Raw genomic sequence first — 11,429 nt, forward strand, 5'->3', positions numbered from 1 at the left:
AACCCCATAATGTCCAAGAAAATTCACGTAACCGACACGATCCTGCGCGACGCCCACCAGTCTCTGCTGGCCACCCGCATGCGTACCGAAGACATGCTGCCGATCTGCGACAAGCTCGACAAGGTCGGCTACTGGTCGCTGGAAGTCTGGGGCGGCGCCACCTTTGACGCCTGCGTGCGCTTCCTGAAAGAAGACCCGTGGGAGCGTCTGCGCAAACTGCGCGCAGCCCTGCCCAACACCCGCCTGCAGATGCTGCTGCGCGGCCAGAACCTGCTGGGCTACCGCCACTACAGCGACGACGTAGTGAAGGCCTTCGTCGCCAAGGCTGCAGTCAACGGCATCGACGTGTTCCGCATCTTCGACGCAATGAACGACGTACGTAACCTGCGTGTCGCCATTGAAGCAGTGAAGGCTGCCGGCAAGCACGCCCAGGGCACCATCGCCTATACCGTCAGCCCTGTGCATACCATCGACGCGTTCGTCGCCCAGGCCAAGCAGATGGAAGCCATGGGTTGCGACTCGGTGGCGATCAAGGACATGGCCGGCCTGCTGACCCCGTTCGCCACCGGCGAACTGGTCAGGGCGCTGAAGGCCGAGCAATCGCTGCCAGTGTTCATCCACTCCCACGACACCGCCGGCTTGGCCGCCATGTGCCAGCTCAAGGCCGTGGAAAACGGTGCCGACCACATCGACACCGCGATCTCCAGCTTCGCCTGGGGCACCAGCCACCCGGGTACCGAGTCGATGGTCGCCGCGCTCAAGGGTAGCGAGTTCGATACTGGCCTGGACCTGGAGTTGCTGCAGGAAATCGGCCTGTACTTCTACGCCGTGCGCAAGAAATACCACCAGTTCGAGAGCGAGTTCACCGCCGTGGACACCCGCGTGCAGGTCAATCAGGTGCCTGGCGGGATGATTTCCAACCTGGCCAACCAGCTCAAGGAGCAGGGCGCGCTCAGCCGCATGAACGAAGTGCTGGCAGAGATTCCGCGCGTGCGTGAAGACCTCGGCTACCCGCCGCTGGTGACCCCGACCTCGCAGATCGTCGGTACCCAGGCGTTCTTCAACGTGCTGGCCGGTGAGCGCTACAAGACCATCACCAACGAGGTGAAGCTGTACCTGCAAGGTGGTTACGGCAAGGCCCCTGGCGTGGTCAACGAGCAGCTGCGCCGCCAGGCGATCGGCAGCGAAGAAGTGATCGATGTGCGTCCGGCCGACCTGCTCAAGCCAGAGATGGCCAAGCTGCGTGGTGACATCGGCGCGCTGGCCCGCTGCGAGGAAGACGTGCTGACCTTTGCCATGTTCCCGGACATTGGCCGCAAGTTCCTTGAAGAGCGTGAGGCCGGCACCCTGACCCCGGAAGCCCTGCTGCCGATTCCTGAAGCGGGCGCAGTGGCCTCCCACAGTGGTGAAGGCGTACCGACCGAGTTCGTCATCGACGTACACGGTGAAACCTACCGCGTCGACATCACCGGTGTGGGCGTCAAGGCCGAAGGCAAGCGCCACTTTTACCTGTCGATCGACGGCATGCCGGAAGAAGTGGTGTTCGAGCCGCTCAACGAGTTTGTCGGTGGCGGTGGCAGCAAGCGCAAGCAGGCCAGCGCACCGGGCCACGTCAGCACTACCATGCCAGGCAACATCGTCGATGTGCTGGTCAAGGAAGGCGATGTGGTCAAGGCCGGCCAGGCCGTGCTGATCACCGAGGCGATGAAGATGGAGACCGAAGTGCAGGCGGCTATTGCCGGCAAGGTCGTGGCCATCCATGTGGCCAAGGGCGATCGCGTGACGCCCGGTGAAATCCTGATCGAGATCGAGGGCTGAGATAAGCCTTCATCTACAAGCAGTTAACCTCTGGGGAGCGGATGCTCCCCTTTTTTTGTGTTGAATTTGCCGGCCTCTTCGCGGGTAAACCCGCTTGTGTCTTGGCGAGGGAATAGAATCTGAAGTGAGAGCGGTGAATGGCAAGCTGATAGCCCGAGGTGCCTTGAGCACGTGTGGGAGCAAAAGCTGCCATTCACCGTTCCACTTTGGCGAGAGCCCGAACAGTTGGATGAGGGCCGTAATCTCGAATCACAAGCGTGGGCCAAGCCAAAGCGCTCTCACTCCTTGAGTTTAAGAGGGTTTGGCCATGTCTTCCTCTGTCGGCATCGATGTTTCCAGTGCCACACTTGCCGTTCACATCCGCCCTGAGGGTGTGAACTTCAGTGTTTCCAATGACTTGAAAGGATTTCAACTGCTCGTCGAAAAGCTTGGCGGGTATGCAGTTTCAATGGTTTTGCTCGAAGCTACCGGTGGTTACGAGTGCAATGTCCTCAAAGCGCTGCAGGATGCCGACTTTCCGGTTTGCCGGATCAATCCCAGTCGTGCCCGGGACTTTGCCAAGTCGATGGGTAAACGCGCCAAGACCGATCCCATTGACGCCGCTGTTTTGGCTCACCTGGCTGAAGTGATGCCCCCACGGCCTTGCCAGGTGATGACACCTGAGCGAGCTTTGCTGCGCGAACTGCTTATGCAGCGGGATCGCTTCGTCCAACAGCGCGACGATGACAAGCGGCGTCTGAAGCAGGCGCGGGCTATCAGTGTTTGTTTGCGGTTGGAACAACACATTGCCTATCTGAAGGGTGAAATTCGAGCGCTGGAACAGGAGATCGCACAGCAGGCAGCAGCTTTGCCTGATGATCGTGTCAAACAGCTCACGCAAGTCAAAGGAATTGGTCTGATTACTGCCGGAAAGCTGATGGCCTTGCTGCCAGAGCTGGGCCAGGTGGATAAGAAGGAAATTGCCGCCTTGGTCGGTGTTGCGCCATTCAATCAGGACAGCGGCAAGCAGTCGGGCAAGCGTTCAATCTGGGGTGGGCGCTCACAAGTCAGGCGGGCGCTCTATATGGCCTGTTGGGTGGTGATCCGGCATAACAAAGACTTCAGCGAGCGTTACAACGCGCTGCGAGCGCAGGGGAAATGCGCGAAGGTAGCAGTGGTGGCGTGCATGCGGGTATTGATAGTGCGGCTGAACGCGATGCTCAAGACTGGAACGCCCTGGCAGGAACAGGTAGTTCACTCATAGGATCCAGCCTTGCTGGCGATGCCTGACAGAGTCGGGCTCGGGGCGCTACGCGCCCCATCGCTGGCAAGGCCAGCTTCCACAAGAAGACAGTTGCTCCCACAGATACAGTGCCGCATCGGAGGCGGTGCAGTACCTGTGAGAGCGGGCTTGCCCGCGTGAAGGCTACTGCAGGCCAACGAGCTTGGCCACATCGATCCCCTTTTGGCCGTTTGCGTCGTTCTCCGCCACCTGGCGGCCCGTGAAAATGGGCCCACGCCAGTACCACCGGAGAACAACAAATGCTGACGATCTATTCCGATGATCACCGCCTGCACCATGGCCGCTGCGAGCTGATCGATGGCAAGCTGATGCCTTGCTTTGAAATGCCCTCACGCGCCGACCACGTCCTCGAGCAAGTGAAAAAGCGCAACCTCGGCGATGTCCAGGGCCCGACCGACTTCGGCCGCGCACCGCTGCAACGCATCCACAGCGCCGACTACCTCGACTTCTTCCAGGGTGCCTGGGCTCGCTGGGCCGCGCTTGGCCACGACGGCGACCTGCTGCCCTTCACCTGGCCGGCGCGCACCCTGCGCCAGGTCAAGCCAACCGGCCTGCATGGCGAACTGGGCTACTACAGCTTCGACGCCGGCGCGCCGATCACTGCGGGTACCTGGCAGGCTGCCTACAGCGCCGCGCAGGTAGCCCTGACCGCCCAGGCTGCCATCCAGCAAGGCGCTCACTCGGCCTTCGCCCTGTGCCGGCCACCAGGGCACCACGCCGCCGCTGAAGTCATGGGCGGCTATTGCTACCTGAACAATGCCGCGATTGCAGCCCAGGCCTTCCTCGATCAGGGCCGCGCCAAGGTGGCCATCCTCGATGTCGACTACCACCACGGCAACGGCACTCAGGACATCTTCTACCAGCGTGGCGATGTGTTCTTCGCGTCGATCCACGGCGATCCACAAGATGAATTCCCGTTCTTCCTCGGCTATGCCGACGAAACCGGTGAAGGCGCAGGCGCTGGCTGCAACATCAACTACCCACTGCCTGCCGGCAGTGACTGGGCAGCCTGGAGCGCTGCGCTGGAAGACGCCTGCCAGCGTATTGCCGCCTATGACGCCGACGTGCTGGTGATCTCCCTGGGCGTGGACACCTTCAAGGACGACCCGATCTCCCAGTTCAAGCTGGACAGCCCGGACTACCTGGAAATGGGCCAGCGCATCGCCCAGCTCGGCAAGCCCACCCTGTTCGTGATGGAAGGCGGCTACGCTGTGGAAGAAATCGGTATCAACGCGGTCAATGTGCTGGAAGGCTTCCAGCGCGCCCAGCCAGGAGCCCGGTAATGGTCCGACTCAAGCGTCTGCTCGCCCCGTTCATCGCTGCCACCCTGTTCACCGGTGCCCTGCACGCTCAAGCCGAGCAGCGCACCCTGCGAGTGTATAACTGGTTCGATTACATCACGCCGCAGACCTTGAGCGACTTCCAGAAGGACAGTGGCGTCAAGCTGATCTACGACATCTTCGACACCAACGAAGCACTCGAAGCCAAGCTGCTCACCGGCAACTCCGGCTACGACGTGGTAGTGCCGTCCAACGTGTTCCTCGCCAAGCAGATCGAAGCCGGTGTGTTCCAGCCACTGGACCGCAGCAAGCTACCAAACTGGCAACACCTGGACCCGGCGCTGATGAAGCTGATCGAAGCCAACGACCCGGGCAACAAGTTCGCCGTGCCGTACATGTACGGCACCATCCTGATCGGTTTCAACCCAGACAAGGTCAAGGCCGTGCTCGGCGACCAGGCCCCGGTCGACAGCTGGGACCTGATCTTCAAGGAAGAGAACATCGCCAAGCTCAAGCAGTGCGGCGTCGCGCTGCTCGACTCGCCGTCGGAGATCCTGCCACTGGCCCTGCAGTACCTGGGCTTGCCACCCAACAGCGACAACCCGGAGGACTACAAGAAGGCCGAGGCGCTGTTGCTGAAAATCCGCCCGTACATCACCTACTTCCACTCTTCCAAATACATGGCTGATATCGCCAATGGCGACATCTGCGTGGCCGTGGGCTACAGCGGCAGCTTCTCGCAGGCCGCCAACCGGGCGAAGGATGCGAAGAACGGCGTGGTGGTGGACATGCGCCTGCCCAAAGAAGGTGCACCGATCTGGTTCGACATGCTGGCGATCCCGAAGAACGCAGCGAACCCGGGGGATGCCCATGCGTTCATCAACTACCTGCTGCAGCCTCAGGTGATTGCACCGATCAGCGACTTCGTGGGCTATCCAAACCCGAACAAGGACGCCACCGACAAAGTCAGCCCGGCGATTCGCAACAACCCGAACCTGTACCCGACGGCGGATGCGATGGCCAAGCTGTATACCCTCAAACCCTTGACGCGTGAAGCCGAACGGGCGCGGACTCGGGCCTGGACCCGGATCAAGTCCGGTACCTGAGTCGCCTTCTCGCGGGTAAACCCGCTCCTACAGGGTCCGCGCCGTACCTGTGAGAGCGGGTTTACCCGCGAAGAGGCCTCCAAGCCATACGCAATTTCAGCAGAGCCTCGGCGATTTGCCCTTCCGCCACCGCCGCAAACCCCAACACCAGCCCTGCCCGCTTATCCACAGGCACCTCGCTATCCTCCAGCCAGTAACTGCTCAGCGGATTCACCTCAACGCCCACCGCTTCCGCCCTGGCCACCAGCTCCTGCTCCCGCGCAAAGTTATCCACATCCACCTTCACATGCAGCCCAGCGGCCACCTCCGGCATCGCGCCAAGCCCTGGAACATCCACAGGCCATCCCGCCTTGAGCACATTGCGACGGCTCAACGCTGCCTTGCGCATGCGCCGGATATGCCGCTGGAAATGCCCTTGAGCCATGAATTCAGCCATTACGCACTGAGTGCCCACCTCCGAATGCCGCACCGCCAGCGCGCGGCCCTGGCTAAAGGCCCGCACCAGGCCTGGCGGCAACACCAGGTAACCGAGGCGCAATGCCGGGAAGGCAATCTTGCCGAAGGTACCCACGTACAACACCCGCCCCTGGCGGTCGAGCGCTGCCAACGGGGCCAAGGGGGCACCGCTGTAGCGGTACTCGCCATCGTAGTCATCCTCGATGATCCAGCCATCGTTGCGCTCGGCCCAGGCCAGCAACGCCAAGCGCCGCGGCAAGCTCATGGTCACGCCGGTCGGGTACTGGTGCGCCGGGGTGACATAGGCCAGCCGACAGTCCGGCAACTGCTCCAGTCGCTGGCAATCCATGCCCTCCTCGTCCACAGGCACACCGGTCACCCTGCCACCGGCTACAGCGAAGGTATGCCCGGCGGCTCGGTAGCCCGGATTTTCCACAGCCACGCCATCGCCCGGCTGCAATAGCAACTGTGCACAAAGGCTGATGGCCTGCTGCGCGCCACTGGTGATCACAATTTGTTCAGCCGTGCAGGAAAGGCCGCGTGATCGGCGCAAGTAGGCGGCAATCAGCTCCCGTAGCACTGGCTCACCCGCCGGGTCGCCATAACCCAGCTGCGACGGGGAAGGATTGCGCCAGAAACCCGCCTGCAGCTTGGCCCAGACGTCGAACGGGAATAGATCGAACGCCGGAATGCCGACACGGAATGCCCTCGGCGCACCGCTTTTCGGTGGCGGCAGATGGTTACTTTTCAGACGCTGCAACGGCTCGCTGGAACGCCCGTTGCTGGATAAATCCTCAGTATTTTCGACAGAAAATGTGGATAAGTCTGTTGATAACCCCCGGGATAACCCTGTGGACAGTTGTGTGGATAGTTTTTCCAGTCGGCTCACATAGGTGCCGTCACCAACCCGGCTTTCGATGAAGCCCTCGGCATACAACTGGTCATAGGCACGCACCACGCTGTTGCGCGACAGCGCCAGCACATTCGCCAGGTCACGCGTGGCCGGCAACCGGGTGCCGCTGCTCAGGCGGCCATCCAATACCCGCGCACGCAAGGCCTGGTACAGCTGTTGACTAAGCCCGCGACGCCGGTCGAGCACGATACCGGCAGGGTCGAAAGGCAATACGAGGGGGCGCTCGCTCATGGCATTGGACCTATCAAAACAGTCAGTAATGGCTCTTACACAGAGCCAATAGCCTGCCTAGGATGGAGCCATTCGACAAGGACCCAGCGCATGTACAACAGCAAACCCCATCAGGAACATGACCTTGAGCGCTTGCATCAGCACATGCGCGACACCCGTCTGGCTGTGCTGATCAGCCACGGGCAACAGGGCTTGCTGGCCACCCACCTGCCGGTATTGCTCGACACCAGCGAGGGCGAGTTCGGTACCGTCTACGCTCACCTGGCACGGGCTAACCGCCAATGGCAGGAGCTGGAGCAAGGCGCCGAAGCACTGCTGGTGTTCCCGGGTGCCGACGCCTATGTCAGCCCCAGCTATTACCCGAGCAAAGCCGAAAACCCCAAGGTGGTGCCGACCTGGAACTACCTTGCCGTGCACGCTTACGGCACAGCCGAAGTGATCCATGATGCTGCGCCGTTGCTGCAGATCGTCAGCCGCCTGACCGACCGCCACGAACAGGGCCGCAGCAAGCCCTGGAGCGTAGCCGACGCCCCCGCCGACTACCTCGACGGCATGCTCCGCGCCATCGTCGGCATCCGCCTGCCCATCGCTCGCTTGCAAGGCGCGCGCAAGCTCAGCCAGAACCGCTCGGCGCAGGATATTGCCGGTGTGCGCGATGGCCTGGGCGCCAGCCCGGACTACCTGGACAACCAACTTGCAGCGCACATGCGCCAACTCTGAAGGAAAAGCCCCATGCCCAGCGTCACCCTGCGCCCTGTCAGCGCCCAAGACCACGCCGCCTGGCTCGCCCTGTGGCAAGCCTACCTGCGCTTCTACCAGACCGAACTGGCCGACGAGGTAAGCCTCAGCACCTGGCAACGCCTACTTGACCCCAACGAGCCGACCCATTCGACCCTGGCCTGGGTCGATGGCAAGGCGGTGGGCATGGTCAACTTCATCTACCATCGTTCCAACTGGAGCATCGAGAACTCCTGCTACCTGCAGGACCTCTATGTCGACAGCAACCAGCGCGGCCTGGGCATTGGCCGCCAGCTGATCGAACACGTGTATGCCACAGCCAAGGCCGCCGGCTGCATCAAGGTGCACTGGCTGACCCACGAAACCAACGCCACCGCCATCAGCCTGTACGAGCAGGTTGCCGAGCGCCCGGGCTTCATCCAATTCCGCAAAGGGTTGTAGGCCGCACATGACTGACGCATTGAACTGGAAACCCGCCGCTACGCCCAAAGCCGAGCCCATCGACGGCCGCTTCATCCGCCTGGAAAAACTCGACCTGGCGCGCCACGGCGACGACCTCTGGGAAGTGTTGCAAGGTCCGGCAGCCGATCCGGTGCTGTGGGACTACCTGCCCTACGGCCCGTTCACCGAGCGCGCTGCCTTCGACCGCTGGCTGCAAGCCAACGCCGCCGGCCACGATCCGCTGTACTACACGGTCATCGACCGCGCCAGCGGTCAGGCCCAGGGTGTGCTCACGCTGATGTCGATCGTGCCCGACCACGGCCGCATCGAGATCGGCCACATCGCCTTCGGCGCCCCCATGCAGCGCACGCCCAAGAGCACCGAGGCTGTCTACTTGCTGGGCAAGCTCGGTTTCGAACTGGGCAACCGTCGGCTGGAATGGAAGTGCAACAATGCCAACGCCCGCTCCAAACGCGCGGCGGAGCGGTTCGGCTTCACCTTCGAAGGGGTGTTCCGCAAGCACCTGGTGGTGAAGGACCATAACCGCGATACGGCGTGGTACTCGATTACCGATGATGAGTGGCCGCAGGTCGCGGCGGGATTCGAGCGGTGGTTGAGTGAGGCGAACCAACAACCGGGCGGCCAGGTAGAGACCCTCGAGGTTTGCCGCAAAGGCTGAACGCTGTATCAGGGCTGCTGGCCTCTTCGCGGGTAAACCCGCTCCCACAGGTAGAGCGCAGTACCTGTGGGAGCAACTGTCTTCTTGTGGAAGCTGGCCTTGCCAGCGATGGGGCGCGTAGCGCCCCGAGCCCGACTCTGTCAGGCATCGCCAGCAAGGCTGGATCCTATGAGTGAACTACCTGTTCCTGCCAGGGCGTTCCAGTCTTGAGCATCGCGTTCAGCCGCACTATCAATACCCGCATGCACGCCACCACTGCTACCTTCGCGCATTTCCCCTGCGCTCGCAGCGCGTTGTAACGCTCGCTGAAGTCTTTGTTATGCCGGATCACCACCCAACAGGCCATATAGAGCGCCCGCCTGACTTGTGAGCGCCCACCCCAGATTGAACGCTTGCCCGACTGCTTGCCGCTGTCCTGATTGAATGGCGCAACACCGACCAAGGCGGCAATTTCCTTCTTATCCACCTGGCCCAGCTCTGGCAGCAAGGCCATCAGCTTTCCGGCAGTAATCAGACCAATTCCTTTGACTTGCGTGAGCTGTTTGACACGATCATCAGGCAAAGCTGCTGCCTGCTGTGCGATCTCCTGTTCCAGCGCTCGAATTTCACCCTTCAGATAGGCAATGTGTTGTTCCAACCGCAAACAAACACTGATAGCCCGCGCCTGCTTCAGACGCCGCTTGTCATCGTCGCGCTGTTGGACGAAGCGATCCCGCTGCATAAGCAGTTCGCGCAGCAAAGCTCGCTCAGGTGTCATCACCTGGCAAGGCCGTGGGGGCATCACTTCAGCCAGGTGAGCCAAAACAGCGGCGTCAATGGGATCGGTCTTGGCGCGTTTACCCATCGACTTGGCAAAGTCCCGGGCACGACTGGGATTGATCCGGCAAACCGGAAAGTCGGCATCCTGCAGCGCTTTGAGGACATTGCACTCGTAACCACCGGTAGCTTCGAGCAAAACCATTGAAACTGCATACCCGCCAAGCTTTTCGACGAGCAGTTGAAATCCTTTCAAGTCATTGGAAACACTGAAGTTCACACCCTCAGGGCGGATGTGAACGGCAAGTGTGGCACTGGAAACATCGATGCCGACAGAGGAAGACATGGCCAAACCCTCTTAAACTCAAGGAGTGAGAGCGCTTTGGCTTGGCCCACGCTTGTGATTCGAGATTACGGCCCTCATCCAACTGTTCGGGCTCTCGCCAAAGTGGAACGGTGAATGGCAGCTTTTGCTCCCACACGTGCTCAAGGCACCTCGGGCTATCAGCTTGCCATTCACCGCTCTCACTTCAGATTCTATTCCCTCGCCAAGACACAAGCGGGCTTGCCCGCGAGGGCTCCGGTACAGGTCAACCGCGGAAATGGCTGGGTGCCACTCCGCTCCAGCGCTGGAACGCGTGGCGGAAACTCGCGGTCTCGCTGAACCCCAGGGTCTCGGCAATCAGGTAGATCGGCATCTGCTCATCGGCCAGCAACTGCTTGGCCCGATCAAAGCGCAGTTCATCAAGCAGTTGTTGATAACTGCAGCCCAGCGCCTGCAGGTGCCGACGCAAGGTCCGCGACGAGCAGTTCATCTGCCGCGCTAGCCCCTCCAGCCCTGGCGCTGCATCCAGTTGTTGCAGCAGGAGCTCGCGTATACGCCCCAGCCAGGCCTGGCGCCCGGTGAACTCCAGGTTCAGGCGCCGGCAGCGCTCGCTCATGGCCTTGTGGGTAATCGGGTCGGCCAGCGGCAATGGCATATCCAGCCAGCGCCGTTCGAAGGCAAAGGCGTTGTCCTCGGCGTCAAAGGCCAGCGGACACTGGAATGCCCCGGTGTACAGGCCGTGGTAGCCGGGCCGCGTGTGCTCGAAGCGGGCGCCGAGCAGCGGCAGCGTGCGACCGAGCAGGTCATCGCAAATCACTTTCAGTGACACCAGGCAGAATTCGGCATTGAAGGCAGCGAGGGCAGGGCTGTCGTGGTATTCGCTGGCGCTGAACCAGACGCGTTGGCCGTCGTCGACCAGGCGCAGCTTGAAGACTGTTCCCAGCAGTGCCGGATATTGCAGCGCCAGGCGCAGGGCGTCACCCAAAGTGGCACTGGAGAGCAGGGCGTAACCGAGCATGCCGTAGCACGACACATGCATGCGCCTGCCCAGTTCCAGGCCAATCTCCTCGCGCCGGGCCACGGCATTGGCGCACACCTGAAGCTCTTGCTGGGTGGTGATACGTGCGTCGCTATGGCCAAGGTCGGCCGGGCCTATGCCGCTGCCGGCGAGCAGCGTCGTTGCCTCGCAGCCCTCTTCCCGGAACAGATTGAGGATCAGCGAAACCGCGTTGAGGGTGGTCAGGTGGCTGTGCAGCATGCTCGGTCATCCCGTGGGCCTGGGAAGCATTATGGAGCAAGTTGTGTGCCGATACCGGTACGGCATGACCGGCGCAGGATCCATCAGGCAAAAAAAAGGCCCGGAGCGTGCGCTCGGGCCTTTGAAAGGTTGAGAGGTGTCTAGTC

Annotated in this window: 10 protein-coding genes; 7 read left to right on the plus strand and 3 right to left on the minus strand. The window is 61.6% G+C overall.

The genetic code is table 11. The features are described from left to right. Positions 1–9 precede the first annotated feature (9 nt). The 4 genes from oadA (at position 10) to BUQ73_RS26445 (ending at position 5,486) form a co-directional block, all read left to right on the plus strand. Positions 10–1,818 carry a sodium-extruding oxaloacetate decarboxylase subunit alpha gene (gene oadA / locus BUQ73_RS26430; protein WP_060483816.1) on the plus strand — a complete coding sequence of 603 codons (1,809 nt, stop codon included), beginning with the start codon at positions 10–12 and terminating at the stop codon, positions 1,816–1,818. 307 nt (positions 1,819–2,125) lie between these two features. Further along, complete coding sequence (locus BUQ73_RS26435) at positions 2,126–3,061, plus strand: IS110 family transposase (RefSeq protein ID WP_079226748.1); 936 nt, start codon at positions 2,126–2,128, stop codon at positions 3,059–3,061. A 278-nt stretch (positions 3,062–3,339) separates the two neighbouring features. Further along, the gene (locus tag BUQ73_RS26440; protein ID WP_079230291.1) at positions 3,340–4,383 is read left to right on the plus strand and encodes a histone deacetylase family protein; all 1,044 of its coding nucleotides are present in this window, start codon (positions 3,340–3,342) and stop codon (positions 4,381–4,383) included. After that, complete coding sequence (locus BUQ73_RS26445) at positions 4,383–5,486, plus strand: polyamine ABC transporter substrate-binding protein (protein WP_079230292.1); 1,104 nt, start codon at positions 4,383–4,385, stop codon at positions 5,484–5,486. The genes BUQ73_RS26440 and BUQ73_RS26445 overlap by 1 nt, the downstream gene beginning before the upstream one ends. Positions 5,487–5,547: 61 nt before the next feature. Here the strand turns inward: BUQ73_RS26445 and BUQ73_RS26450 are convergent, their stop codons facing one another. Then, positions 5,548–7,086, minus strand: a complete 1,539-nt coding sequence (locus tag BUQ73_RS26450) for a PLP-dependent aminotransferase family protein (protein ID WP_079230293.1) — start codon at positions 7,084–7,086, stop codon at positions 5,548–5,550. 90 nt (positions 7,087–7,176) lie between these two features. Here BUQ73_RS26450 and BUQ73_RS26455 point away from each other — a divergent pair, with 90 nt between their 5' ends. The 3 genes from BUQ73_RS26455 to BUQ73_RS26465 are packed head-to-tail and all read left to right on the plus strand — an operon-like array spanning position 7,177 to position 8,944. Further along, positions 7,177–7,806, plus strand: coding sequence for an FMN-binding negative transcriptional regulator (locus BUQ73_RS26455; RefSeq protein ID WP_079230294.1), 630 nt, complete (start codon positions 7,177–7,179; stop codon positions 7,804–7,806). 12 nt (positions 7,807–7,818) lie between these two features. Then, positions 7,819–8,265, plus strand: a complete 447-nt coding sequence (locus BUQ73_RS26460; RefSeq protein WP_079230295.1) for a GNAT family N-acetyltransferase — start codon at positions 7,819–7,821, stop codon at positions 8,263–8,265. A gap of 7 nt (positions 8,266–8,272) precedes the next feature. Continuing rightward, the gene (locus BUQ73_RS26465; RefSeq protein WP_079230296.1) at positions 8,273–8,944 is read left to right on the plus strand and encodes a GNAT family N-acetyltransferase; all 672 of its coding nucleotides are present in this window, start codon (positions 8,273–8,275) and stop codon (positions 8,942–8,944) included. Between the two features lie 166 nt (positions 8,945–9,110). Here the strand turns inward: BUQ73_RS26465 and BUQ73_RS26470 are convergent, their stop codons facing one another. Further along, entirely contained in the window at positions 9,111–10,046 is a 936-nt protein-coding gene (locus tag BUQ73_RS26470; RefSeq protein WP_079226748.1) for an IS110 family transposase, read from the minus strand. Between the two features lie 244 nt (positions 10,047–10,290). Further along, on the minus strand, positions 10,291–11,283 hold the full coding sequence (locus BUQ73_RS26475) for an AraC family transcriptional regulator (protein WP_079230297.1): 993 nt from the start codon (positions 11,281–11,283) through the stop codon (positions 10,291–10,293). Positions 11,284–11,429 lie beyond the last annotated feature (146 nt).

The organism is Pseudomonas putida, assembly GCF_002025705.1.
GTDB lineage: Bacteria > Pseudomonadota > Gammaproteobacteria > Pseudomonadales > Pseudomonadaceae > Aquipseudomonas > Aquipseudomonas putida_J.

Bases quoted from the DNA above. Each gene is read 5' to 3' on its own strand.
- BUQ73_RS26465 (WP_079230296.1), top strand. From the start codon at position 8,273: ATGACTGACGCATTGAACTGGAAACCCGCCGCTACGCCCAAAGCCGAG.
- BUQ73_RS26435 (WP_079226748.1), top strand. From the start codon at position 2,126: ATGTCTTCCTCTGTCGGCATCGATGTTTCCAGTGCCACACTTGCCGTT.
- BUQ73_RS26455 (WP_079230294.1), top strand. From the start codon at position 7,177: ATGTACAACAGCAAACCCCATCAGGAACATGACCTTGAGCGCTTGCAT.
- BUQ73_RS26460 (WP_079230295.1), top strand. From the start codon at position 7,819: ATGCCCAGCGTCACCCTGCGCCCTGTCAGCGCCCAAGACCACGCCGCC.
- BUQ73_RS26450 (WP_079230293.1), bottom strand. From the start codon at position 7,086: ATGAGCGAGCGCCCCCTCGTATTGCCTTTCGACCCTGCCGGTATCGTG.
- BUQ73_RS26470 (WP_079226748.1), bottom strand. From the start codon at position 10,046: ATGTCTTCCTCTGTCGGCATCGATGTTTCCAGTGCCACACTTGCCGTT.
- BUQ73_RS26445 (WP_079230292.1), top strand. From the start codon at position 4,383: ATGGTCCGACTCAAGCGTCTGCTCGCCCCGTTCATCGCTGCCACCCTG.
- BUQ73_RS26440 (WP_079230291.1), top strand. From the start codon at position 3,340: ATGCTGACGATCTATTCCGATGATCACCGCCTGCACCATGGCCGCTGC.
- oadA (WP_060483816.1), top strand. From the start codon at position 10: ATGTCCAAGAAAATTCACGTAACCGACACGATCCTGCGCGACGCCCAC.
- BUQ73_RS26475 (WP_079230297.1), bottom strand. From the start codon at position 11,283: ATGCTGCACAGCCACCTGACCACCCTCAACGCGGTTTCGCTGATCCTC.